This is a genomic window from Variovorax robiniae (assembly GCF_037889955.1).
Classification (GTDB): domain Bacteria; phylum Pseudomonadota; class Gammaproteobacteria; order Burkholderiales; family Burkholderiaceae_C; genus Variovorax; species Variovorax robiniae.
In genome coordinates this window covers 104,800-129,037 of the sequence record NZ_JBBKZS010000004.1, presented here as the reverse complement: position 1 = coordinate 129,037, position 24,238 = coordinate 104,800, and the positions used below count along the sequence as shown (strand labels likewise).

At 67.2% G+C, this 24,238-nt stretch carries 24 protein-coding genes; 11 read left to right on the top strand and 13 right to left on the bottom strand.

Annotated features, from left to right (window positions below; genetic code table 11):
* Positions 1–3: 3 nt before the first annotated feature.
* A complete protein-coding gene (locus tag WKW79_RS11650; protein ID WP_340335315.1) occupies positions 4–1,263 on the bottom strand; it encodes an MFS transporter in 1,260 nt (419 codons plus the stop codon).
* A 46-nt stretch (positions 1,264–1,309) separates the two neighbouring features.
* On the opposite strand from WKW79_RS11650, the gene WKW79_RS11645 reads away from it, so the two are divergent.
* Entirely contained in the window at positions 1,310–1,969 is a 660-nt protein-coding gene (locus WKW79_RS11645) for an RluA family pseudouridine synthase (protein WP_340335314.1), read from the top strand.
* Here the strand turns inward: WKW79_RS11645 and WKW79_RS11640 are convergent.
* From WKW79_RS11640 to egtB, 5 genes are all read right to left on the bottom strand, one after another.
* On the bottom strand, positions 1,959–2,396 hold the full coding sequence (locus WKW79_RS11640) for a universal stress protein (RefSeq protein WP_340335313.1): 438 nt from the start codon (positions 2,394–2,396) through the stop codon (positions 1,959–1,961). The genes WKW79_RS11645 and WKW79_RS11640 overlap by 11 nt on opposite strands.
* 163 nt (positions 2,397–2,559) lie before the next feature.
* Positions 2,560–3,303, bottom strand: coding sequence for a 2OG-Fe dioxygenase family protein (locus WKW79_RS11635; RefSeq protein WP_340335312.1), 744 nt, complete (start codon positions 3,301–3,303; stop codon positions 2,560–2,562).
* 41 nt (positions 3,304–3,344) lie between these two features.
* Positions 3,345–3,626: a DUF427 domain-containing protein gene (locus WKW79_RS11630; protein ID WP_340335311.1), complete on the bottom strand. Its 282-nt coding sequence runs from the start codon at positions 3,624–3,626 to the stop codon at positions 3,345–3,347.
* Positions 3,627–3,669: 43 nt separating this feature from the next.
* The gene (gene egtD, locus WKW79_RS11625) at positions 3,670–4,653 is read right to left on the bottom strand and encodes an L-histidine N(alpha)-methyltransferase (RefSeq protein WP_340335310.1); all 984 of its coding nucleotides are present in this window, start codon (positions 4,651–4,653) and stop codon (positions 3,670–3,672) included.
* 3 nt (positions 4,654–4,656) lie between these two features.
* Positions 4,657–5,916, bottom strand: coding sequence for an ergothioneine biosynthesis protein EgtB (gene egtB, locus WKW79_RS11620; RefSeq protein WP_340335309.1), 1,260 nt, complete (start codon positions 5,914–5,916; stop codon positions 4,657–4,659).
* Positions 5,917–6,085: 169 nt separating this feature from the next.
* On the opposite strand from egtB, the gene WKW79_RS11615 reads away from it, so the two are divergent.
* Positions 6,086–7,447, top strand: coding sequence for an NAD(P)/FAD-dependent oxidoreductase (locus WKW79_RS11615; RefSeq protein WP_340335308.1), 1,362 nt, complete (start codon positions 6,086–6,088; stop codon positions 7,445–7,447).
* Between the two features lie 159 nt (positions 7,448–7,606).
* A complete protein-coding gene (locus WKW79_RS11610; RefSeq protein WP_340335307.1) occupies positions 7,607–7,957 on the top strand; it encodes a hypothetical protein in 351 nt (116 codons plus the stop codon).
* Between the two features lie 109 nt (positions 7,958–8,066).
* Here the strand turns inward: WKW79_RS11610 and WKW79_RS11605 are convergent, their stop codons facing one another.
* Positions 8,067–9,764, bottom strand: a complete 1,698-nt coding sequence (locus WKW79_RS11605) for a long-chain fatty acid--CoA ligase (RefSeq protein ID WP_340335306.1) — start codon at positions 9,762–9,764, stop codon at positions 8,067–8,069.
* 172 nt (positions 9,765–9,936) lie between these two features.
* Here WKW79_RS11605 and WKW79_RS11600 point away from each other — a divergent pair, with 172 nt between their 5' ends.
* Together WKW79_RS11600 and WKW79_RS11595 are read left to right on the top strand one after the other, a co-directional pair.
* Positions 9,937–10,374: an OsmC family protein gene (locus WKW79_RS11600; protein ID WP_340335305.1), complete on the top strand. Its 438-nt coding sequence runs from the start codon at positions 9,937–9,939 to the stop codon at positions 10,372–10,374.
* Positions 10,375–10,632: 258 nt separating this feature from the next.
* The gene (locus tag WKW79_RS11595) at positions 10,633–11,784 is read left to right on the top strand and encodes an SGNH/GDSL hydrolase family protein (protein WP_340335304.1); all 1,152 of its coding nucleotides are present in this window, start codon (positions 10,633–10,635) and stop codon (positions 11,782–11,784) included.
* A gap of 137 nt (positions 11,785–11,921) precedes the next feature.
* Here the strand turns inward: WKW79_RS11595 and WKW79_RS11590 are convergent, their stop codons facing one another.
* A complete protein-coding gene (locus tag WKW79_RS11590) occupies positions 11,922–12,752 on the bottom strand; it encodes an isocitrate lyase/PEP mutase family protein (protein ID WP_422823873.1) in 831 nt (276 codons plus the stop codon).
* Between the two features lie 92 nt (positions 12,753–12,844).
* On the opposite strand from WKW79_RS11590, the gene WKW79_RS11585 reads away from it, so the two are divergent.
* From WKW79_RS11585 to WKW79_RS11575, 3 genes are all read left to right on the top strand, one after another.
* Positions 12,845–13,456 carry a DUF1439 domain-containing protein gene (locus WKW79_RS11585; protein ID WP_340335302.1) on the top strand — a complete coding sequence of 204 codons (612 nt, stop codon included), beginning with the start codon at positions 12,845–12,847 and terminating at the stop codon, positions 13,454–13,456.
* Positions 13,457–13,466: 10 nt separating this feature from the next.
* Entirely contained in the window at positions 13,467–14,468 is a 1,002-nt protein-coding gene (locus WKW79_RS11580; protein ID WP_340335301.1) for a glycerophosphodiester phosphodiesterase, read from the top strand.
* A gap of 325 nt (positions 14,469–14,793) precedes the next feature.
* Positions 14,794–15,015 (top strand): hypothetical protein, encoded by a 222-nt coding sequence (locus WKW79_RS11575; RefSeq protein ID WP_340335300.1) that lies wholly within the window; start codon positions 14,794–14,796, stop codon positions 15,013–15,015.
* 20 nt (positions 15,016–15,035) lie between these two features.
* On the opposite strand, the gene WKW79_RS11570 is transcribed toward WKW79_RS11575, so the two are convergent.
* Entirely contained in the window at positions 15,036–15,536 is a 501-nt protein-coding gene (locus tag WKW79_RS11570; protein ID WP_340335299.1) for a thermonuclease family protein, read from the bottom strand.
* A 76-nt stretch (positions 15,537–15,612) separates the two neighbouring features.
* Here WKW79_RS11570 and WKW79_RS11565 point away from each other — a divergent pair, with 76 nt between their 5' ends.
* Both WKW79_RS11565 and WKW79_RS11560 read left to right on the top strand, forming a co-directional pair.
* The gene (locus WKW79_RS11565) at positions 15,613–17,013 is read left to right on the top strand and encodes a DUF2252 domain-containing protein (RefSeq protein ID WP_340335298.1); all 1,401 of its coding nucleotides are present in this window, start codon (positions 15,613–15,615) and stop codon (positions 17,011–17,013) included.
* 142 nt (positions 17,014–17,155) lie between these two features.
* Positions 17,156–18,163 (top strand): P1 family peptidase, encoded by a 1,008-nt coding sequence (locus WKW79_RS11560; RefSeq protein WP_340335297.1) that lies wholly within the window; start codon positions 17,156–17,158, stop codon positions 18,161–18,163.
* On the opposite strand, the gene WKW79_RS11555 is transcribed toward WKW79_RS11560, so the two are convergent.
* Both WKW79_RS11555 and WKW79_RS11550 read right to left on the bottom strand, forming a co-directional pair.
* Positions 18,089–18,439: a hypothetical protein gene (locus WKW79_RS11555; protein ID WP_340335296.1), complete on the bottom strand. Its 351-nt coding sequence runs from the start codon at positions 18,437–18,439 to the stop codon at positions 18,089–18,091. The genes WKW79_RS11560 and WKW79_RS11555 overlap by 75 nt on opposite strands.
* Positions 18,440–18,619: 180 nt before the next feature.
* On the bottom strand, positions 18,620–19,396 hold the full coding sequence (locus WKW79_RS11550; RefSeq protein WP_340335295.1) for a helix-turn-helix transcriptional regulator: 777 nt from the start codon (positions 19,394–19,396) through the stop codon (positions 18,620–18,622).
* A gap of 161 nt (positions 19,397–19,557) precedes the next feature.
* Between WKW79_RS11550 and WKW79_RS11545 the strand changes: the two genes are divergently transcribed.
* Entirely contained in the window at positions 19,558–20,913 is a 1,356-nt protein-coding gene (locus WKW79_RS11545; protein ID WP_340335294.1) for a TAXI family TRAP transporter solute-binding subunit, read from the top strand.
* On the opposite strand, the gene WKW79_RS11540 is transcribed toward WKW79_RS11545, so the two are convergent.
* Positions 20,903–22,279 (bottom strand): PQQ-dependent sugar dehydrogenase, encoded by a 1,377-nt coding sequence (locus tag WKW79_RS11540; protein ID WP_340335293.1) that lies wholly within the window; start codon positions 22,277–22,279, stop codon positions 20,903–20,905. The two genes, WKW79_RS11545 and WKW79_RS11540, sit on opposite strands and share 11 nt — an antisense overlap.
* A 143-nt stretch (positions 22,280–22,422) precedes the next feature.
* Complete coding sequence (ettA, locus tag WKW79_RS11535; RefSeq protein WP_340335292.1) at positions 22,423–24,084, bottom strand: energy-dependent translational throttle protein EttA; 1,662 nt, start codon at positions 24,082–24,084, stop codon at positions 22,423–22,425.
* Positions 24,085–24,238 lie beyond the last annotated feature (154 nt).

Sequence of the window (24,238 nt, the reverse complement as noted above, 5' to 3'; positions counted from 1 at the left end):
AGGCTATTTCTTGGAGGCCGACGCGTCGGCCGTCGCCACGATCCGGTCACGCTTGGCCAGCGAGGGAAACAGCCACAGCCAGCCCACCGCCACCAGCACCGTGCCTACGCCACCCAGCACCACCGAGCCCACCGGGCCGAGCAAGGCGGCAGTGGCGCCCGATTCGAACTCGCCGAGCTGGTTGCTGGCGCCGATGAAGATCGAATTCACGGCGCTCACGCGGCCGCGCATCTCGTCGGGCGTCTCCAGTTGCACCAGCGTCTGCCGTATCACCACGTTGACCATGTCCGCGCCGCCGGACACTGCCAGCGCCAGCAGCGACACGATGAAGCTCTGCGAGATGCCGAACACGATCATGCAAACGCCGAAGGCCGCCACCGCCGCCAACAGGGTGCGGCCCACGTTGCGCTCGATGGGCCGGCGCGTCAGCGCGATCGAGGTCAGCAGCGCGCCCACCGCGGGCGCGCCACGCAGCAGGCCCAGGCCCCACGGCCCGGTGTGCAGGATGTCCTTGGCATAGATCGGCAGCAGCGCCACCGCACCACCGAGCAGCACCGCGAACAGGTCGAGCGAGATCGCGCCGAGCACGGTCTTGCGCCGCCAGATGAAGTCCACCCCCGCGAACAGCGTCTGCAGCGTGACCGGCGCCTTGGGCGGCGGGGCATGGGCATAGCGCAGCCGCGCCACCAGCACGCCACCCGAAATGAACAGCAGCGTGCAGGCGCCATACACCACGCTGATGCCGGCCACGAACAGCAGCCCGCCGATGGCCGGCCCCGCGATGATCGCGCCTTGCGTGCCGGCCGAGCTGAAGGCCATCGCGCGCGGCAGCATGATCGGCGGCACCAGCATCGGCGTCAGTGCCTGCTGCGCCGGCATCTGGAAGGCCCGCACCGCGCCGAGCACCAGCGACAGACCCAGCAGCAGCCCGCGCGAATCCAGCTGCAGATGACCGGCCACCAGCAAGGTCAGCGCCACCGACGCCTGCACCGACAGGCAGACGGCCACGATGCGCCCGCGGTGATGCCGGTCGACGATGTGGCCGGCATAGAGCGCCAGCAACAGCGCCGGCATGAACTGGAACAGGCCGACCAGCCCCAGGTCCCACGCGCTGCCGGTCAGGTCGTACATGTGCCAGCCGATCGCCACCATCAGCATCTGCGTACCGGCCGTGCCGAACAGGCGCGACATCCACATGTGCATGAAGGGCCGCTCGCGCGTGAGCTCGGAAAATCCAGGGGCGGCGGCTTGGGACTCGGGCATCGCTTCGAGGATAGCCCACGGGCCACGGACCTAAACTGACCGCCCGATGATTTCCCTCGCTCACGAAACGCACGACACCGTCCGCGTCATCCATGAGGACGCGCACCTGCTGGTCCTCGACAAGCCCGCCGGCCTGCTCTGCGTGCCCGGCCGCGGCCCGGACAAGCAGGACTGCCTGAGCACCCGTGCCCAACAACAATGGCCCGATGCACTCATCGTCCACCGGCTGGACATGTCGACCAGCGGCCTGGTGCTGATGGCCCGCAGCGCAGAAATGCAGCGTGCATTGGGCGACGCCTTCGCGGATCGCCGCGTCGACAAGCGCTACGAAGCGGTGGTCGATGGCCTCTTGCCGATGTCAGCGGACTGGGCCTTGATCGATGCCCCGCTGATGGCCGACTGGCCGCGCCGCCCGCTGCAGAAGGTCGATGCCGCCGGCAAGCCGAGCCAGACGCGCTGGCGCGCCCTGCGACAACTGGACGACGCCACGCATGTCGAGTTAAAGCCGCTCACTGGCCGCTCGCACCAGTTGCGGGTGCACCTGCTGTCGATCGGCCACCCGATCCTCGGCGACGCACTCTACGGGAGCGAAGCGGTGCAAGCCCGCGCCCCGCGCCTCCTGCTGCATGCGACCACGCTGGCCTTCACCCACCCCGCGACGCAGCAGCCGATGCGCTTCGAGAGCCCCGCCCCCTTCAGGTCTTGACGACCAGGACGGGCATGTGCGCGTCCTGCAAGACGCGCTGCGTCACGCTGCCCAGCAGCAGCTTCTCGATGCCCGAGCGCCCGTGCGAACCCATCACGATCAGGTCGGCGCCAATGGCATGGGCGGTGTCAACGATCCCCTCATGCACCACATGGCCGTCAATGACGCGCTGGTCGCTGTGCAGCCCCTCGGCCGCCAGCGCAGCCACGCCGCGCGCGAGCGCCGCGTTGGCGCTGGTGGTGGCCGCGGCCAGGTATTCGTTCTGGCCCAGCGCATAGTCCGCGCCCACGCCGATGAAGGGGTAGTTGTCGATCACGTGGATCAGCGTGATCCGGCTGCCAAAGGCCAACGCCAACGCGCTGGCCTTGCTGACCGCCGTCATCGACGTTTCGGAGCCGTCGATCGGAACCATGATGTGATTGAACATGACCACCTCTCCTTCAAGCAAAGCATGCGGTGCGCATATCAATTAAACGTGCGGCAGACAGGCACGATGACTGTAGGACCGCGACAGCAAGCCCACAAGCCCGGCCAACCCTCGGGCCCGCACTTTGGCGGCTCACGCAAGTCGCGGGCCATGTGGACCAGGCTCAAACTTCGTCGCCCTGGAAAGCCTTCGCCCTGCAAGTGACGACCAAGGTGTCCCGCCAGCCCCCATGGTTCTCGTTCCAGGGCTGGATTGGCGTGGACTCGTGGATGACGCGGGCATCGTCGAGCAGCAGCAGGCTCCACGGCTGGGTCATCGTGAAGCGCTCGCCGCGCCGGCCGTTGGCCTCGAACACGCGCGTCTCGCCACCCTTGACGTTGTGCCTGCCCACGAGCGCCACCGCCACCAGGTCCACACCGTCGCGGTGCGCGCCCTCGGGGGTGGGCCGTCCGATGCCGCCCGCGGTGTCGATGCGGAACTGGTGCGCCTCCACATACCAGGTCTGCGCGCCGCGCAAGGCGCTGGCGGCGCGCGCCACGCTCAGCATCAGGTGCTGCCACGCCGGCTTCACCAGCGTGTGCGCCTCCATCGGCGCGAACCAGCGTTGCATGCCGCCGTGCAGGGCGTTGTATTCCACCGGTTGCCAGTGGGCGCGATGCGGCGCCAGGTGCAACGCATCGTTGGCCACGGTGAAGCAGGCGTGCCGGCGCTGCCGATAGCGGCCGCCGTCCTTCAGGTAGTCGTCGGGCGGCAGCGTGTCCCAGTCGGGGTGCATGGCGTCTAGATCGTCCAGCGGATGGCCGATCCATTCGGCCACCGCCTCCGGGTCCAGCACGGCATAGCCGTCTTCGCGCAGCGCGGTGTCGAGTTGGGCGGGCGAGCAGAAGCGGGGGGCGAACTCGGTCATGCGCGTGTGCCTTCGCGCCCGGCGTTGTGGTGGGCGCGCATCTAGGCCGAGACCTTCACGCCCTTCCAGAACGCGACGCGGTCGCGCACGGCTTCGGCTTCGGGCTTGGGGTCGGCGTAGTACCAGGCGGCGTCGGCGTTCAGCTCGCCGTTGACGAGCAGCGAGTAGTAGTTGGCCGATCCCTTCCAGGCACAAGTGGTGCGGTGGTTGCTGAAGGTGACGAAGTCGCGGTTGAGCGCGCTCATCGGGAAGTAGTGGTTGCCTTCGACCACGACGGTGTCGTCGCTCTCGGCGATGGTGGCGCCGTTCCAGGTTGCTTTCATTGACCAGATTCTCCGGGGCATCCCGCAACGTGCGGGCTGTCGATTATTGTGCCGTTGCGACAGGCAGCCAGTGCACGCTGAAAAGGCGCTCCGCATCGGTCCACACCGGGCCGATGCCGAAGCCCGCCTTCACCGCGAGGGTGCGCAGGCCTTCGATGCTGAACTTGTGCGAGTTCTCGGTGTGGATGGTCTCGCCTTCGGCAAAGGTGAAGCGCTCGCCGAGCAGGTTCACCGCATGGGCTCGCTTGCTCACCAGGTGCATCTCGATGCGCTGCAGCGGCGCGTTGTAGAAGGCCGCGTGGGCGAAGTTGCCGGGGTGGAAGTCCGCGCCCAATTCCGCGTTGGCACGGTGCAGCAGGTTGACGTTGAAGGCCGCGGTCACGCCCTGCGCGTCGTTATAGGCCTCGTGCAGCAGCGCCGGGTCCTTGATCAGGTCCACGCCCAGCAACAGGCCTCCGCCGCGCAGCATCTGCGCCGCGCTCTTGAGGAAGGCCAGCGCCTCCTCGGGGCTGAAGTTGCCGAGCGTCGAGCCGGGGAAGAAGCCGACCCGGCGGCCACCGTCCACCACTGGCGCGGGCAGCGCAAAGCGGCGTGTGTAGTCGGCCACGATGGGCACGACTTCCAGGCCCGGGTAGTCGGCCCGCAGGCGCGCCACGGCGCCATCCAGGTGCTCGCCCGAGATGTCGATAGGCAGGTAGCGCTTCGGCGCCTCCAGCGCATCGAGCAGCAGGCGCACCTTAGTTAGCGAGCCCGCGCCGAATTCGACGATCTCCGCCGCCGGCCCGATGTGGTTGGCGATCTCCGCGGCACGGTCGGTGAGGATGCGCAGTTCGGTGCGCGTCGGGTAGTACTCCGGCAGCGCGCAGATGCGGTCGAACAGCGCGGAGCCGGCTCCGTCGTAGAAGTACTTCGGCGGAATGCTGCGCGGCTTGCTGGCCATGCCGCTGAGCATGTCCTGCGCAAAGTCGGACAGTGGCTGATCTTGCAGCGCCGGCAGCGAATCGATGTTGAAGGATGGATTGCGCATGTCTCAAATCTCCCGCGCGAGCCGCAGCCCGGTGAACTGCCAGCGCGCGGCCGGCGGAAAGAAATTGCGATAGGTCGGTCGGGCATGCCCGCCCGGCGTGGCCGAACTGCCGCCGCGCAGCACGAGTTGTCCGACCATGAACTTGCCGTTGTATTCAGCCGCGATGCCGGGCAGCGGGCGAAAGCCCGGGTACGGGTCGTAGGAAGAACGCGTCCACTGCCAGACGTGGCCGGTGAGTTGCCGGATGCCGGACAGGTGGCTCGCGGCTTCCCATTCGAATTCGGTCGGCAGCCGCGCGCCGGCCCATTCCGCATAGGCCGCGGCCTCGTAGAAACTCAGTTGCGATACCGGTGCGTCCGGCTCCAACGCTCGCACGCCATGCACACCGAAGACCTGCCAACCCGTTGCATTGCCGGCGCCGTGGCCGTGCAGCGCCAGGCGCGGGTCATCCGGCGCCAGCCAATAGGCCGGGCAACGCCAGCCCTGCGCCTGAACTGCGGCCCAGCCGTCGGACAGCCACAGTTCGGCGCGCTGGTACCCACCGTCGGCGATGAACTGCGCATAGTCGCCACAGGTCACGAGCCGATCGGCCATCTCGAAGGGCCGCAGCAGCACCTGGTGCCGCGGTGTCTCGTTGTCGAAGGCGAAGCCTTCGCCCGCGTGGCCGACTTCCACCAGGCCGCCCGCATGGCGCAGCCAGCGCACCGGCTGCGGCACGGCCGCCAGCCGCAACGCGGGGCCGGAGGCCGATCGATACGCCGGCAACAACGGGTTGCACGACAACGCATGAAGGATGTCGGTCACCAGCAGTTCCTGGTGCTGCTGCTCATGGTGCAGGCCCAGCGTGACGATCGCCTCGACCTGCGGCCACGCGCCCCCGCCCGGCTGGCCGAGCAAGGCCTCCACGGCCTCGTCCACGTGGGCGCGGTAGGCACGCACCTCGTCGGCTGAAGGCCGCGTCAGCAGACCCCGCTGCGGCCTGGGATGGCGCGGGCCCAGCGCCTCGTAGTAGGAGTTGAAAAGGTAGTGGAAGCGCTTGTCGAAAGGTCGATAGCCGCTGGTATGCGGCTGCAACAGCACGGTCTCGAAGAACCAGGTGGTGTGGGCCAGGTGCCATTTGGTCGGGCTCGCGTCAGGCATCGACTGGATGCACTGGTCCTCGGGCGACAACGGGGCCGCCAGGGCGAGGGTCTGGGCACGCACGGCACGGTACTGCTGGCGCAGGTCGCTGGCCGCCTGCGCGAGCGGGCTGTCCGGATTCATGCGGTCTCCATCGCGGGCAAAGCGTGGTTGTAGCCGATCACGCCGATCGCTGCTCGTAGGACAAATTCGCTCAGGCTGACGGTTCTTCTGAATCCTTTCGGCTCCGCGGGCAAATCGTCCAACCCACCGCGCTAGGGAATCCCCTGAGTCGACATGGATAATCGGCCGGATGAGCACCTCGCCTGCCCCCAACGCACGTCCTCACATCGTCATCATCGGCTGCGGCTTCGGCGGGCTGGAAGCGACCCGGGCGCTGCAACGAGCGGATGTCGACATCACCGTCATCGAGCGCACCAACCACCATCTGTTCCAGCCGCTGCTGTACCAGGTGGCGACGGCCGGGCTGGCGGCGCCATCGATCTCGGCGCCGTCACGCAGCCTGTTCCGGAACCAGCGCAACGTCACGACGCTGATGGCCGAAGTCAGCGGCTTCGCGCCGGCGACGCGCGAGGTGATCCTGGCCGACGGCCAACGCATCGGCTACGACCACTTGCTGGTGGCCGCCGGCACCACGCACAGCTACTTCGGCCACGACGACTGGGCCGCCCACGCGCCCGGCCTGAAGACGCTGGCGGACGCCTTCACCGTGCGCGGCAAGGTGCTCTTTGCCTTCGAAGCGGCCGAGCGGGAGTCCGACCCGGAGAAGCGCCGCGCCATGCTCACCTTCTGCGTGATCGGCGCAGGTCCGACCGGCGTGGAGATGGCCGGCACGATGGTCGAAATCGCGCGGCACACGCTGAAGGGCGAGTTCCGGCACTTCAATCCGGCGGAATCGCGGGTGCTGCTGATCGAGGGCGGCTCGCGCGTGCTGCAAGCCATGCCGGAGAGCCTGAGCAAGAAGGCGCAGTCGCATCTGGAGGAGCTGGGCGTCGAGGTGCAGTTGAATGCCAAGGTCACCGCCATCGATGCCAATGGCCTCAGCTTCCAGACCGGCGGCGGCGCGGATGGCACGCCCGCGAACGTGCAACGGGTCGACAGCCACTGCGTGGTGTGGGCCGCGGGCGTGACCGGGTCACCGCTGGGACGAATCCTTGGCGAAGCGCTCGGCATGAGCGTCGACCGCGCGGGCCGGCTCAAGGTCGAACCTGACCTGAGCCTGACCGGCCATCCCGAGATCAGCGTGGTCGGCGACCTGGCCGCGGCCATGAGCTACCACAAGGGCAAGGAGCCCAAGCCGGTGCCCGGCGTGTCGCCCGGCGCCAAGCAGATGGGCCGCACCGCGGCGGCCAACATCCTGCGCCGCCTCAAGGGCCAGCCGACCGAGCAGTTCCGATATGCCGACTACGGCAACCTGGCCACCATCGGCCGCAACGCCGCCGTGGTCGACCTGAGCACGCCGCTCGGCCCGCTGCGCTTCAGCGGTCGGCTGGCCTGGCTGTTCTGGCTGTTCGCGCACGTCTACTTCCTGATCGGCTTTCGCAACCGATTGATCGTGCTGATGGACTGGGCCAGCGCCTATGGCACCTACCAGCGCAGCGCGCGCGTGGTGCCCGAGACCTCGCCTGAGCACCGGCCGGCGAACCACGGCTGAGGCAGCCGCGCTGGCATTGCGCCGCGCGTGAAGCGCGCGCCCTCGCTCGCCGGCGGGGGATATTTCCCTCACATGTGCGGACGTTTCCGTGCGACGCCCTGCCGGCATCCTGCATCGGAAACGGGACCTTTGGCGCCCAATTCAGGCGCTGGGTCACACATGGACCTGAGCACCTCAGTCCGCCGAGCGCGGATCGTCTTTTTCAGGGAGATTCAAATGAACGACGTTATCGATCAAAAGAGCCAGGGCACCGACGCCGCAGCCCTGTTCGACACCGCATTGGCCGTCATCGCCGCGTGGATCGAGATCCTGCGCGCCGAGATCCACACGCAATGCACCTCGGCCCGCCCGCTGAGCAAGCAGATCCACCCACTGACGCGCAAAGTGGCCGAAGCCGTCGCCGTCGGCCGCAAGCTGCGCCGCAACGACCTCGCGGCGATCACGGCAACCATCGACTACTACACCTCGCTGATCGAGTCACGTCGCCGGGAGGAAAGCCATGCTGCCTGAGGATCCGCTGCTGTTGATCGGCTTTCAGATCTTCATTGGCTTGTGGACTGCGCTGGCATTGGCGGTGGTCCACCTGGGGTGAGCCCGCGACGGCCGACTCGAGGCCGCTTCAGGCTTTCACCGCCGACTCGGCTTCCTGCAACAGCCGCCACATCACCTTGCCGCTGCCGCTCTTCGGCAGCGCATCGACGAACTGCACCTTGCGCGGGATCTTGTAGACCGCCATGTTCTCGCGGCACCAGTCGATGATCTCCTGCTCGGTGGTGTCCTTGTGCGTGGCGCGCAGCACGATCACCGCCTTGACCGATTCGCCGCGGTAGTCGTCCTTGGTCGAGATCACGCAGGCTTCCTGGATCGCGGGGTGTTTGAACATCAGCAGTTCCACCTCCGCCGGCCAGACCTTGAAGCCGCTCGCGTTGATCATGCGCTTGAGGCGGTCGGTCATGAAGAAGTAGCCGTCCTCGTCCATGCGGCCCATGTCGCCGGTGCGGAAGAAGCGCTTGCCCTCGAAATCGACAAAAGCCGCGGCCGTGGCCTCGGGGCGCTTCCAGTAGCCCTGGAAGACTTCGGGCCCGTGCGTGATGATCTCGCCCGATTCGCCGATGGGCATTTCCTTCAGCGTGTCAGGGTCGACCACGCGCGAGTCGGTGCCCATGTAGGGGATGCCGAGGCACTGCTGCTTCGGGTTCTCGAAAGGGTTGGCATGCGAGGGCGCGGCCGTCTCGGTGAGGCCGTAGCCTTCCTGGTACTTGAGACCGTAGGAATCCAGGAGGCGCTGCGCGATGGCCTGCGGCATGGCGGCCCCGCCACCGCCGATGTAGACCAGGCTGCTCAGGTCGTAGTTGGCGAAGTTGGGGCTGGCCAGCAGGTCGATGACCATGGTCGGGATGTTGGTCCAGCTCGTGACCTTCCAGCGCGAGATCAGGCGCCCGGCCACGTCGCGGTCCCAGCGCGGCATGATGACCATGGTGCCGCCGAACACGATGGTCGTGTGCATCAGGCTCACGGTGCCGGTGATGTGGAACATCGGCACCACGGCCAGCATCACGCCTTCCGACGAGCCCAAGCCCCAGAGCTGGCTTGCGAAGGCGTTGTGGTTGAGGCTCGAATGGTTGTGGATGCAGCCCTTGGGCAGGCCGGTGGTGCCGCTGGTGTAGGGCAGGAGCGCCATGTCGTTGGCGCCCACGACGTGCGGCGGAGCTTCGTGGTCGGCGTTGACCGCTTCCTTCCAGCTCATGACCTGGCCGCCTTCGAGCTTGGCCGACGGGTATTGCGTCAGCAGCCAGTCGCGCCATGCTGGAGCCGGCGCTTCGTCGCCTTCCACGGCCGGGTCGAAGGTGTCGGTGAACTGCGTGACGATCACGTGCGCCAGGCGTTGCGCCGGTGGCAGCGCGTCGCTGGCCTTGGCCAGTTCGGGTGCGAGGTCGCCGGTGGTGATCGCGACCTTGGCATCGGGGTCGGTGATGTAGTGCTTGAGTTCCTCGGCCCGGTTCATCGGGTTGACCGGCACCACGACGGCATTGGCCCGCAGGATCGCGAAATGCGCGATGACCAGTTGCGGGCAGTTCTGCATGTCGAGCACGACACGGTCACCGCGCCGCACGCCCAGCGCGTACAGCGTGCCGGCCAGGCGCTCGGCCTGCGCCATGAATTCGCGGTAGGTGATGACGCTGCCGAAGAAGACCAGCGCGGGCTTGTCGGGATAGCGGGCGGCGCTGGTGGCCAGGTTGTGCCACAGCGAGGTGGCGGGGACGGTGATCGACTTCGGCAGGCGCGCGGGCCAGAACTTGTAATGCGGGCGGTCCATTGGGTCTCCTGGAGAGAGGCCGAGCCTACGCGGCAGCGCAGCAAATCCAAATCAGGGAAGCCCCGATGGCGTCACCTTGGCGACCCCGGGCGGGACGCGACACATGACTACAGACAAGTTCCCGGCGAGGCCCTACAACCGCAGGTCCTTCAACCCATCACGAGGAATCCACATGCCCGAAAAGCACGCAAGCGTCCATTGGGAAGGCGCCGGCAAGACCGGCAAGGGTCAGATCAGCACAGAGACCGGTGCACTCAAGGCCTACCCCTACGGCTTCGCCAGCCGCTTCGAGGACGACCGCAAGGGCACCAACCCCGAGGAGATCCTGGGCGCGGCACACGCGGGCTGCTTCACGATGGCCTTTGCCTTTGCGCTGGAAGGTGCGGGCCTGGCGGCCACGTCGATCGACACCAAAGCCGCCGTGCGGCTGGTGAAGGATGGCGACGGCTTCAAGATCGACCGCATCGCGCTGGAACTGGAAGCCGCCATCCCCGGCATCGACGAAGCCACCTTCCAGAAGATCGCGGCCGGGGCGAAGGCAGGTTGCCCGCTGTCGAAGGCACTGGCGAGCGTGCCGGAGATCACGATGAAGGCGACGCTCAAGAGTTGATGCTTTTTGCGCGGGCAACAGCACGCTGCCCGTCGCTTCGACGTATTTTCGGTGGTGCTGCGCCATCGTGATACCGCGCGGTATGTTGCTTGCAGGCATCAACTATCTGCACGCTCATCGGGGATTTCCCCCGACCTGATTCCATCTGTCATTCCCGCGACCCGGTGGGTCCTTGACGCGCTTCAAGAATCGAGGCGGGGCTTGGCGTGCGCGCTATCCCCGCATCCCTCGATCGATAGAACTTCCGGAGACAGACAGATGAAAAAGAGCAGCGTCAAAGCCTTGCGCTTGACTGCCATGTGCGTGTTGTTGGGCAGCGCCCTCGTGGGCTGCGGCGGCGGTGGTGGCGGCGGCTACAGCTTCCCCATCGTGACCACGCCCCAGAAGCCCGACACTCCACCACCCGACACGCGCGTCGCCGTCACCTCGATCACCGTCTTCGGCGACAGCCTCAGCGACGTGGGCACCTACGCGGCCGCCACCGGCGACCCGGCCAATCCCGGCAAGTTCACGGTCAATCCCGGCAAGGTATGGGTCGAGAACATCGCCGACGCCTTCGGCCTGACCGTGACGCCCAACCGTTCGCTCACGCTGGATGAAACCGCCAGTGGCGTGAAGGGCGCGGGCGTGGGCACGGCCACCGTGATCGGCGGCAACGGCTATGCCGAAGGCGGGGCACGCATCGCCGCGCTGCCCAGCGAAAGCGGCATCGGCAACAACCAGATCGTCGCGCCGATCTCGCGCCAGATCACCAATTACCTGGCCAGCCATGCCAAGTTCCCGGCGACCGAACTGGTGGTGCTGGACGGCGGCGGCAACGACACCTATGCGCAGTTCAGCTCGGTGTGCTGGGGCACCGAGGACAACGGTCCGGGTACTGGTGGCGGCAACGCGACCATCGCCGGCGCGACCAGCGAGATCATGACCGCCGCCTATGCGCAGGTGGCCAACATCAAGCGCATCCATGACAACGGCGCACCGGTGGTGCTGGTGGCGGCCGCCTCCGACTGGAGCGGCAACCCCTTCGGCGCGCACTACCTGAGCGATGCCTACCAGACCACGGGCTGCTACACCAAGGTGCCCGCATCGCAGATCACGGCCTGGACCGACCAGTTCAACGCCATCCTCAAGGCCGGCATCGCCGGCATGAGCAACGTGGTCTACGTGGACTTCGCATCCGACTTCGCCGATGCCGTGACCAACCCGACGAAGTACGGCTTCGTCAATGTCGACGCGCCGGCCTGCACCGTGGCCAGCGCCGCCCTCTGCACGGCCGCAACGCTGGTGGCGCCGGATGCCGCGACGACCTACCTGTGGTCCGACGCGTTCCACCCGACGCCGCGCGGGCATCAGCTTCTGTCGGACTCGGCGCTCAATGCACTGAAAGCGACGACGAAAAAGTCGTCGTGATGCTTCGACGCGGCGTCTGAAGGCGTGAAGATTTCGTAGCGAGGGCGCCGAGGTCGGGTCGAGGAACGGAACCGCACTCACGTGCGGTGAGTACCGCAGGCCCGAGATCGGTGGCCGCAGTAGAAAGATTCACGCCTTCATGTGCGGAAGAGCCCGTTGAGTTCCACGCCCGATGCCGCGTCCGCGAATCCATCGAACCGGCCCTTCTCAGCGAGCCCGCGGGCGGCGCGCATGAAACCGCCCCAGGCCGCGCGGGCCATCGCTCCGCCCACGCTCACGCGCCGCACGCCCAGCGCCGCGATGTCGTGCATCGTCAGGTCACTGGCCGATCCGACCAGCAGGTTGACCGGCTTGGGCGCGACGGCCGCGACCACGATCTCGATCTGCTCGCGGGTACGGATGCCGGGCGCATAGAGGCAATCGGCGCCGGCTTCCGAATAGGCCTTGAGCCGGGTCACCGCGTCATCCAGGTCCGGCCGACCGGCGAAGAAGTTCTCTGCACGACCGACCAGCAAGGTGTCGCCACCGGCCTTGTCGATGGCATGGCGGGCCGCGCGGATGCGCGCGACGGCCATCTCGATGTCCAGCAAAGGATCGGCCGCGTCGCCGGTCGAATCCTCGATCGACAGGCCGGCCACGCCAGTCTCGATGGCCAGGCGGACGCTTTCGGCAATGCCCTGCGGATCCGCCGCGAAGCCGCTTTCGAAATCGGCATTCACCGGCAGGTCGGTGGCGGCGACCATCTCGCGCAGGTGGTCCAGCACCTGCTCGCGCGACATGTCGCCATCCGCACGACCGAGCGACCAGGCACAGCCGGAACTCGTGGTGGCCAGGGCCTTGAAGCCCAGAGACTTCAGGTAGCGCGCACTGCCCACGTCCCACGGGTTCGGAATGACGAAGCAGCCGCTCGCGTGCAGTTGCCGGAAGGCGCGGCGCCGGGCCGCGATGTCGGAAGAGGAAGGGGTCACGAGGTCACCTCTCTGGCGTTGTGCGGCATGCATCGTAGCCGGGGTTGCGACAGTGGCGCGAGCGCTGGGGGCTGTGGCAAGCTCGCCATTGCATGAGACCCACTCCCGAACGCGCCTGCGGCGCCTGCCCCTCCGAACGGACGTCCATTTCACGACGCGGCCTCATCGGCGGCCTGGTAGGCGCTGCGCTGATGCCGGCGCCGCTCGCCGCCTTCGCCGGTTTCAATTTCTTCACCAGCGAATACACCGCCAGCCGCGCCGAGCTTGAAGCCCAGATCGCCAAGCGCTTTCCGATCCAGCAACGCTATGCCGAGATCTTCGACGTGCTGCTGCGCGATCCGCGGCTGACACTGGATGCTCGCAACAACCGCGCGGCGATCTCGGCCATCGTGGTCATCGGCAGTCCGTTGATGCAGCCGTCCGCGGTCGGCGGCATCGTGTCGGTCAGCAGCGCGCTGAAGTACGACGTCGCCGCACTGACACTGCGACTCGACCAGCCGCGCGCCGACCGCATCGAGCTGCAAGGCCTCGGCGGACAGGACGCCGCGCGACTCCAGCAAGTGGGCGGCCTGGTCGCGCAGGAATTGCTGCGCGACTACCCGCTGCACACCTTCAAGAAGCAGGAACTGACCGTGGGCCGCAAGACCTACGAGATCGGCGCCATCACGGTGCTGGACGATGGCATCAAGGTGGAACTCAAGTGAGCATTCCCGGATGAACCCTTCTGCGAAGACGCTTGCGGTGCGTCGTTGGTGCATGCCGATCCTCGTTGGCGCGCTGCTTGCCGGCTGCGCCGCGCCACGTGCCTCGCCAGCGGGCGTCTTCGACCTGCAAGCCCATCGCGGTGGCCGCGGCCTCGCGCCCGAGAACACGCTCGCCGCCTTCCGCAACGCGATGCAACTCGGCGTGACCACACTCGAACTCGACATTGGCCTCACCGCCGACAACGTGGTCGTGATCTCGCACGACACCGCGCTCAACCCTGACCACACGCGCGATGCCAGCGGCGCATGGCTGCCGAAAGTCGGGCCGGCCATCCGGGCGATGACACTGGCGCAAGTCCAAAGCTACGACGTCGGCCGGCTGAATCCGGGCAGCAGCTACGGCAAGCCCTTCGCCGGCCAGCAGCCCAGCGACGGCGAACGCATCCCGACGCTGGCCGCGCTCTTCGCCTTGACCAGCGAGCGCGGCGACACCCGGGTCCGCTTCAACATCGAGACCAAGGTCGACCCCACCAAGCCGGAAGAAACCGCCGCACCGGAGCCGATGGTGCGTGCCCTGCTCGCCGAGATCGACAAGGCCGGGATGGCCCGGCGCGTGACTCTCCAGAGCTTCGACTGGCGCACGCTCTCGCTGGCCGGCCAACTGGCGCCCGAGCTGCCGCGCGCCTACCTCACGAGCGCGCGAACCCTGCGCGACAGCCGATGGACGCTGGGCCTGGATGCCGCGAGCTTCGGCTCCACGCCGCAACTGGTGCAGGCCGCGTCGGCAGGCGGCAAGGCACCGGTGATCTGGTCGCCCGCATTCAACGACCTGACGGCAGCGCAAGTTCGCGAGGCGCATGCCTTGAAGATGACCGTGCTGCCTTGGACGGTGAATCAGCGCGCCGACATGCTGCGGCTGCTGGACATGGGCGTCGACGGCATCATCACGGACTTTCCGGATGTGCTGCGCGACGTGCTGCGCGAGCGCGGTATCGCCTACTCGTCCAACTGACACGGCCCATCTTTCGTGTCGCGCCAAGACAGGCGAGCCCATGGCCATTCGGTTTGACTGTTCTCCAGCGCACTGAGCCGTGTGCGGAAGGCGTTTGAAGTGCCGCAGATGCGCACGATCTTCGAGCGCGGGTTGCTGTGGGCGGCGCGATAACAATTGCTTCCACTGTGCAACCAATCACATCCGGGCGTTCTTTGAAAGCGCCGCCCACTGGATTGCCGTGACTACAAAAGTTAGTCTGGACGCGGGCGTTTCAATTCTTCCGAGGCCGTTCGTTCTAAGCCTGCGAACCGCCAGATCGGACGCCCCCGCGAAAGGACTTCCCATGAAATCGCACAGCATTGAACTGATCGTCGACGAGCCCATACCGGGGCATTACTGCTGGGTCCTGCTCAAGCATGAATCGCCCGACCAGAACCCCGTCCCCGTCGACTACGCCGCGGGCCCGATGCCCACCTACACCGCCGCCATGAAGGAAGGCATTGCCGCCCTCGAGCGCCGCGCCGAATCACGCGCGGCCTCCAACGGCCCGAACACGCTCCACTGAATTCGCAGGTAGCCGCGCGCTCAGCGCGGTCGCGGGTGTTCCTGGCGCCAGTTCCACGGCGCTACGGGATCCTCGTCCCGCCAGAGCCCCGCATGCTTCGCCTTGGCCTCGACCTCGGCAAACTCATACTGGCCGCGCTCCTGCGGCGTCTGTTCCTCCGCGAAATGCGGCTCCCACCACGCCAGCCCCAGCGTGATCATGGCAAGCCCCGCATCCAGCGTCCTCGCACACGGCTCGCGCGTGCATGAATTGGGCGCCACCATCACCTTGCACACGCTTCGACCGTAGCGGTCCGGATTGCCACGGCATTCCAGCCGCGCCATCTTGTCGAGCACCAAGCCGCTCAAGGCCTGCCGGGCACGGCGGCCGAAAGCCTGGTTGCTCTCCGGCGCGTCGATGCTGGCGAGGCGCACGGTGAGGAGGTTCTGCGGCAGCGCTGCTTCGTCGCAGAGCGCCTTGAGGGTGTCGCCATCCGAGACGGACAGCACGAGGCAAAGCATGGCAGTGGCGGCAATGGGCATGAGGCATATGGTGCCAAACAAATCGATGCGCTACCCTCGACGCCCACCGCCGCTTTCGCGGCAGCCGGGAGTCCATGTGGCCAAGGACAGCAAGCAGAAGCCCGCAGCACCCACCCGACCTCGCCTCTCGCGCGACGAGCAGCAAGCGCTCGGCAAGAGCCTGCGCGAGAAGTGCCCGCGCGATTCGCATGCGATCTGGGTCCCGCGACCCCATCGCCCCAGCCCCCTGGCATTGATCGAACAGTCCAACAAGGGCCGCGTGCCCGGCCTGATCCCGCTGCGCATGGGCCGGATGGTGCGCACGCCCTTCACCTTCTACCGCGGCGCCGCGCTCAACATGGCGGACGACCTGGCGAAGACGCCCGCCAACGGCCAGCGCGTGCAGGCCTGCGGCGACTGCCACCTGATGAACTTCGGCGCCTTCGCGACGCCGGAGCGGCGGATGATCTTCGATCTCAATGACATGGACGAAACGCTGTCCGCGCCCTGGGAGTGGGACCTCAAGCGGCTGGCCGCCAGTTTCGTGCTGGCTTGCCGCAACAACCGCTTCAGCGAGGGTACGGCGCGCGATGCGGTGATGGCCTGCGTTCGCTCGTACCGGGAGCGCATGGCGGAGTACAGCCAGATGTCGGCGCTGGACACCTGGTACTCGCGCATCGAGATCAAGCAGGCCGTGGACGCCCTCAGCAACGAGAACGGCCGCAAGCGCCTGGAAAAGCGCATCGCACAGGCCCGCGCGCGCAGCGTGCTGGAGCACGACTTCCCCAAGCTCGCGGCAATGCGCGGCGAAACGCCCACCATCAAGGACAACCCGCCGCTGGTCTACCACCCGCGTGACGACCACGAGAAATCTGTCCTGGAGCAGGCCCAGGATGCCTTCGCCCTGTACCGCGAAACGATCCAGGAAGACCGGCGCACGCTGCTCGACCGCTACGAACTCAAGGACATCGCCTTCAAGGTGGTCGGCGTCGGCAGCGTGGGCACCTTCTGCGGCGTGCTGCTGCTGATGGCCAGCGAGACCGACCCGCTGTTCCTGCAGGTCAAGGAAGCCCGCCCCTCGGTGCTGGCGGCCTATGCCGGCAAGACCCCGTATCCGAACGAGGGGCAGCGCGTGGTGAACGGCTACCGGCGCATCCAGTCGGCGAGCGACATCTTCCTGGGCTGGTCGAAGGGGCTGCATGGCCGCCACTACTTCGTGCGCCAACTCAGGGACATGAAGGTCAGCGCGGAGGTCGAGATCATGGCGCCCGGCACGATGTCCGAATACGCCGCCCTGTGCGGCTGGACGCTCGCGCGCGCCCATGCGCGCTCCGGCGCACCCGCGGAGATCAGCGGCTACCTCGGCAAGAGCGAGACCTTCGACAAGGCGATCACGAAGTTCGGCGTCGCCTATGCGGACCAGACAGAAGTCGATCACAAGGTTCTGCTGGATGCCGTGCGCTCGGGGCAGGTCGAGGTGACGGTCGAGCCTGAATAGTCGCGCGCGTCGGCCGATCCGACTTCGCAATCAAGCGCAGGACAAGGCGGAGCGCCGAAGACAGTGCCGTAGCACGGGGAGGTGATCCAACACAGGCATGCGTTGGATGGCGAAGTCGGCGCCTCGCCTATCATCGCCGCCGATGTCCCATACCCCCTTGCCGCCCGCCGGCGCCATCACCGACGTCGCCGGCATCGAGGCCGGCCACTTCTCCGACACCCGCCGTCCCACCGGCTGCACCGTCATCCTCGCGCGCGAAGGCGCGGTCGGCGGCGTCGACGTGCGCGGCGCAGCGCCCGGCACGCGCGAGACCGACCTGCTCGCGCCCGGCAACCTGGTCGAGCGCGTGCACGGCGTGATGCTGGCCGGCGGCAGCGCCTGGGGCCTGGCCGCCGTCGACGGCGCTGTGCGCTGGCTGGAGGAGCGCGGCGTCGGCATGGATGTGCGCTACGGCACGCTGCCCATCGTGCCGGCCGCCGTGCTGTTCGACCTGCCGATGGGCGACCCGCGCATCCGGCCCGACGCGACAGCGGGCTACGCGGCCTGCGAGGCGGCGTCGCGCCAGGCGCCGGCGGAAGGCAACGTCGGCGCCGGCAGCGGGGCGCTGGTGGGCAAGCTGTTCGGCATCGACCGGGCCATGAAGGGCGGCATCGGCACGGCCTCGGTGACGGTGGCCGGCGTCACGGTCGGCGCGCTGATCGCGTGCAACGCACTCGGCGACGTGATCGACCCCGACACGGGCCAGGTGGTGGCCGGCGCACGCACGGCGGATGGCCTCGCGCTGCTCGACACGCGCCGCGCGCTGCTGCGCGGCGACTTGCCCCAACCCCTGCTGGCCGGCACCAACACCACCATCGGCGTGGTCGCGACGGATGCGGTGCTGACCAAGGTGCAGGCCAACCGCCTCGCGATGGTGGCGCACGACGGCCTGGCGCGCAGCATCAACCCGGTGCACACGATGAGCGACGGCGACACGCTGTTCGCGCTTGCCACCTGCCGCGCACCCGCCACCGGCGCCACGCCGGGCATGACCGTGCTGAGCGCGATGGCGGCGGAAGTGGTGGCGCGCGCGACGCTACGCGCCGTGCGAGCTGCGGAATCGCTGACGGTGGGCGGCCGCCATGCGCCGGCCGCGCGGGACCTGCGGTAGCGACGGCGGCACGAAGTCGCCCTGCGCGCGCGGCTCACCACGGTGCGCCGCTGCGCCTTGGTCGGAGGACAGCTTGTCGAAGTCGCCCCGCACCACCGCCACCAGGTCCAGCGCAACCAGTACCAGCGCGCACCCGGCCGCGCAGCGCACCAGGTCGCTGACCAGTTGAAGCTCGGGAAAGATGTCCTGCCCCGCCAGCACGGCGAGCAAACCGATCGAAACCAACTGCACCGCAACCTGCGCGGCAACCGGAAGACGTAGGTTTTCTTGTGACATTCGCACTCCTCCCGCTCGGTCGGTTCAGGCCGCCGCCATCAGCGACGGATCGCAGTGGTGGCGTTTTCATGCGGCCTGGCCGATGTCGACGAGCAGCGAACCGGCCTTCGCAATGTAGATATTCAACGGCCCCGTATCAATCCCCCCGCTTGGGTGTATGCATGCCTGCATGCCGTGCGATCAACGATTCGGCGCCGCGAGGTCGGGCCGGGTTGCCAGGATCATCGATACCAGCTCGGTCCGGTTCTTCACGCCGCACCGGTGCATGAGCGGGCTGATCCGGCTCTTGATGGTCTCGGCGCTCTTGCCCAGCAACTGGCCGATCTCCTTGTTGGTCTTGCCCTGGATCAGCAGGCGGACGATGTCCTCCTCCACCGGCGTCAGCTTGGGCCGCCGGGCCGGCGCGGTGGTCGTCGGTGCAGGCACCGGTTCCTGCATGGGCTGGATGCGGCACAAGGCGGCGTGCAGCGGCGGGAGCAACTCGTGTTGCAAGGCATCGGCATGCGCCTCGGCATCAGGGGGCACGTTGTACAGGGCGATCGAGCACAGGAACTGGTTCGCCCCGTGCCCGAGTCGATCCCCCATGGCCAGCATGTTGTGCATGCCCGCGTCCCTGAACGTGGTCAGCCAGTGCGGGTCCATGCCCTCCACATCGTCGGCGCGGCCGCTGTCGAAGAACACGTGTTTCTTGCCGGACAGCATGAGTCGGCTGAGCATCGGGCTGACAACGTTCGAGCCAAGCCGCACGATGGTGCCAAGGTAGGACTCGGTGAGGCCCGTGCTCCACAACTGGGTGCCCGAATAGCCGGCCGAATGCCCCAGCGCCTGGCCCACCAGCGCGGCTCGATGCGGCACCAGATCCTGGAGCGGCCCCTCCAGCCACTGCTTGAGCGAATCGGGATGGTCGACCTTTTCCAGACTGCGCGCCCAGGCGGCGCCCGGCGTTTGTATAGTCACTTCGTTCCCCCTGAAAGGCCGTGCTCTTGCCGAAACCGCAGCCTGCTTTAAAACGTGTTCCGCTGTTACCAAGTGCAACGGATCGTCATTCTGATGACGAGACGGAATCCACGTCAAACGCTTTGCACGCAAGTTGCGACGACTGAAAACTTTAGGTCCACATGCCACGCGCACTTCGTCTCTTTCTGCTGACCATCCGGGACCTGATCGTCTCGATCGGGCCCGTGATCTTCATCGTGATCGGCCTGCTGATCGCGGCGTACTGGTACCTCGATCCGCAGCCGCCCAAGACCGTCGTGCTGGCGACCGGGCCCCAGGGCAGCGCCTATTCCGAGTTCGGCAAGCGCTACCAGCAGGCGCTGGCCACCAGCGGCATCAAGGTCGAGTTGAAGCCGACCGAGGGCGCGCTCGACAACCTGGCCCTGCTGCGCAACGGCGGCGCCGACGTGGCCTTCGTGCGCGGCGGCGCGGCCGATGTCGTGGCCGACGAAGAGGCGGGCATCACCTCGCTCGGCAGCCTGTTCTACGAGCCGATCTGGGTGTTCTATCGCGAGGAAGCGGGCCGCAAAATCGATCGCAAGACCGGCGCGCTCACCTCGCTCGCGCAACTCAAGGGTCTGCGCGTCAACATCGACAAGGCCGGCAGCGGCGTGCCGCAGATCATGGACAAGCTGTTCGCCGCCAACCACATGGAAGCGAAGGACATGGATCTGTCCAACCTCGAGCCCGGGCCGGCCAACGCGGCGTTGCAGGCCGGGCTGATCGATGTGGTAGTGCTGGCGTCGGCCCCGCAGTCGCCGCTGGTGCGTGAACTGCTGCGCTCGCCGAACATCAAGCTGATGCCTTTCGACCAGGGCGATGCCTATGCGCGGCGCTTCGCCTTCCTGTCGGCCGTCGCATTGCCGCGCGGCGTGGTCACGCTGGACAAGGACATCCCGCCGCATGACGTGGCATTGCTGGCGGCCACCACCTCGCTGCTGTCGCGCGAAGAGACCCACCCCGCCCTGCGCCAGTTGTTCGCGCAGACCGCGCAAAAGCTGCACAGCGAGGCCGGCTGGTTCAACCGCGCGCGCGACTTCCCCAACACGCGCACCAGTGAACTGCCGGTCAGCCCCGAAGGCGATCGCGCCATCAACGGCACGCCGCCGTTCTGGCAACGCTACCTGCCGTTCTGGGCCAGCAACCTGGTCGAGCGCATGTGGCTGGTGCTGGGCGGCCTGATCGTGCTGATGCTGCCGCTGTCGAAAGTGGTGCCGCCGCTCTACACCTTCCGCGTGCGCTCGCGCGTGTTCCGCTGGTATGCGCGGCTGCGCGACGTGGAGAACAAGCTCGAAGCCGGCACCGGCGAGCGCGACGCACTGCTCAAGGAACTCGACGACATCGACCGCAGGGTCAACAAGGTGGCCGTGCCGCTGTCCTATGCCGACGAGCTCTATGCGCTGCGCAACAACATCGTGGCCGTGCGCAAGCGGGTGATCGCCGCGCGCGGCGCCCCTGAGGCTTCGGTCAACGCGTGAGGCGCAGGAGCTTGCCGCTGGCGCCGTCGGTCAACACATAGAGCCAGCCGTCGGGTCCCTGGCGCACGTCGCGAATGCGCTCGACGCGCTCGGCCAGCAGGCGTTCCTGCGACACGACGGTGTCACCGCTCATCGTGAGGCGCCACAGCGACATGCCGGCCAGCGCCCCGACGAACATGCTGCCTTGCCATTCAGGAATGTTCGGCGCCGAATAGAAGGCCAGGCCGCTGGGCGCGGTGGATGACTTCGGCGTGCCAGGCGTCCAACCCGATCCGTCGATCTTGTCCCAGTGCCAGGCGGGCTGTTCCATGCCGGCCATGGCGGTGCCCACGCCCACCTGCGTGAGCGTGCCGTACTCCTGCCCGAAGCTGATGGTGGGCCAGCCGTAGTTGCGGCCCGCCTGTGTCAGGTTGACCTCGTCGCCGCCTTGCGGGCCGTGCTCGCTGGTCCACAGCTGATTGGTGCCCGGCCGCATGGCCGCGCCCTGCGGATTGCGGTGACCATAGCTCCAGATGGCCGGCTGCGCGCCCGCCACGCCGAAGTTCGGGTTGCCCGGCGCCGGAGCGCCGTCGGTGGTGATGCGCGCCACCTTGCCATTGCCACGCGTCAGGTCCTGTGCGAAGCCGCGCTGCGAATCGAGCTGTCGTTCGCCCATCGTCACGAAGAGGTAGCCCTGGTTGTCGAATGCGAGCCGCGAGCCGAAGTGCCCCTCGCTCTGGACCTTGGGTGCCTGTCGATAGATCACCGTCACGCCCGACAGCGTGCGGTTGTCCGCATCGAGTACCGCGCGAATCACCGCGGTGCCGTTGAGCGTGGCATCGGCGGTGTCGCGCTCGGCGATGGTCATGTAGATGCGCTTGTTGGTGGCAAAGGCCGGGTCGAGCGCGACGTCGAGGAGGCCGCCCTGGCCGTCGCTGTCAACCGCCGGCACGCAACACACGATGTCGTTGCCGCCGTTGATGGCGGAGCCGTTGGCATTGCGAATGTGCAGCCGGCCGGTGCGCTCGGTGATAAGCATGCGGCCATCGGGCAGGAAGGCAAGCGACCAGGGGTAAGGCAGGCCGGTGGCGACCTCCGTCACCTTCAGCGGGCCCGAAGGCGGCGCCGGCGTGGCGGCGGCGGGCGGTGGGGCCGCTACGGGAGGCCCCGCGGGCGCTGCCGCAGGTCCGGCTGCGGGCGCAGCGGGTGGGGCGGCCACCGGTGTACCCGCGGGTGCCGGGGCGGGCGCTGGTGCATTTTCATTCGTGGTTGCCGGCGCGTTGACCGCGGCGATGGGCAATGCGATACCACCGCCACTGCCTCCCCCACCACCGCAACTCACGAGCAACACGGGCGCGACGGCCCACAGCAGATTCTTTTTCGACATGTTCATCCCTGACGTCATTTCATCGGAACCAAGACAGCATGCATGGTGAGACTGTCCATGGTCGCGCCCACAAAAAAACCGCCTTGCGGCGGTTTCATTTGTAAGCGCAAACCCCTTTTGGGAGGGGTTTGTAGCACAACGGCTTACTTGAGCGCCTTGTAACGCATGCGGTGCGGCCGCGCGCCCTCTTCGCCCAGACGCTTCTTCTTGTCGGCTTCGTACTCCTGGTAGTTGCCGTCGAAGAAAGTCCACTGGCTGTCGCCTTCGGCTGCGAGGATGTGCGTCGCGATGCGGTCGAGGAACCAGCGGTCATGGCTGATGACCAGCACGGAGCCCGCGAATTCCAGCAGCGCATCTTCCAGTGCGCGCAGGGTTTCCACGTCCAGGTCGTTCGACGGTTCGTCCAGCATCAGGACGTTGCCGCCCGCGATCAAGGTCTTGGCCAGGTGCAGGCGACCACGTTCACCACCGGACAATGTGCCGACCTTCTTCTGCTGGTCGCTGCCGTTGAAGTTGAAGCGGCCGGCATAGGCGCGGCTGGCCATCTGGAACTTGCCGACGTTGATGATGTCGAGGCCGTTCGAGATGTCTTCCCACACGGTCTTGTTGTTGGCCAGTTCGTCGCGGTGCTGGTCGACGAAGGCCATCTTCACGGTCTGGCCGACGACGATCTCGCCCGAGTCCGGCTTCTCCTTGCCCGCCAGCAGCTTGAACAGCGTCGACTTGCCGGCGCCGTTGGGGCCGATGATGCCGACGATGGCGCCGGCCGGGATGTTGAAGCTCAGGTTGTCGATCAGGAGGCGGTCGCCGAAGGACTTGCTGACGTTCTTGAACTCGAACACCTGGCTGCCCAGGCGCTCGGCCACGGGGATGAAGATTTCCTGCGTTTCATTGCGGCGCTGGTATTCGACGTCGCTCAGTTCCTCGAAGCGGGCCAGGCGCGATTTGCTCTTGGCCTGGCGTGCCTTCGGGTTCTGGCGCGACCATTCGAGTTCCTTCTTCAGCGCCTTGGCATGGGCCTCTTCGCTCTTCTGTTCCTGCGCCAGGCGTTCGCCCTTCTGCTCGAGCCAGGTGCTGTAGTTGCCCTTCCATGGAATGCCGCGACCACGGTCCAGTTCCAGGATCCACTCTGCAGCGTTGTCGAGGAAGTAGCGATCGTGGGTGATGGCCACGACGGTGCCGGTGAAGCGCTTGAGGAACACTTCCAGCCATTCGACCGATTCGGCGTCCAGGTGGTTGGTGGGTTCGTCGAGCAGCAGCATGTCGGGCTTGGACAGCAGCAGGCGGCACAGCGCGACGCGGCGCTTCTCACCGCCGGACAGCACGCCGATCTTCGCGTCCCACGGCGGCAGGCGCAGCGCGTCGGCGGCGATTTCCAGCTGGTGCTCGGAGTCGGTGCCGGCGGTGGCGATGATGGCTTCCAGCTCGGCCTGTTCGGCGGCGAGCGCGTCGAAGTCGGCGTCTTCGGCGGCGTACAACTCGTACACCTGTTCGAGCCGGGCCTTGGCCGCGTAGACCGCGCCCATTGACTCTTCCACCGACTCGCGCACCGTGTGCTCGGCGTTGAGCTTGGGCTCCTGCTCCAGGTAGCCGATGGTCAGACCGGGCATCGGGATCGCTTCGCCCTCGATCTCCTTGTCGACGCCGGCCATGATCTTCAGCAGCGACGACTTGCCGGAGCCGTTGAGGCCCAGCACGCCGATCTTGGCGCCGGGGAAGAAGCTGAGGGAAATGTCCTTCAAGATCTGCCGCTTGGGCGGCACGGTCTTGCTGACGCGGTTCATTGTGTAGACGTACTGGGCCATCTGTGTGTTAGTGCTCGTTCGGAATGGGGTTGGAGGGCGCGCGCCAGGTGCGAATCGCAGGCGGCAAACCGTCGATTATCGTCCCGTGTGATAATACGGGTCGTTGCCGGGTCCAGTTGCCCGCAACAGCGGCTCTTCTGCCGGGGACAAGTCG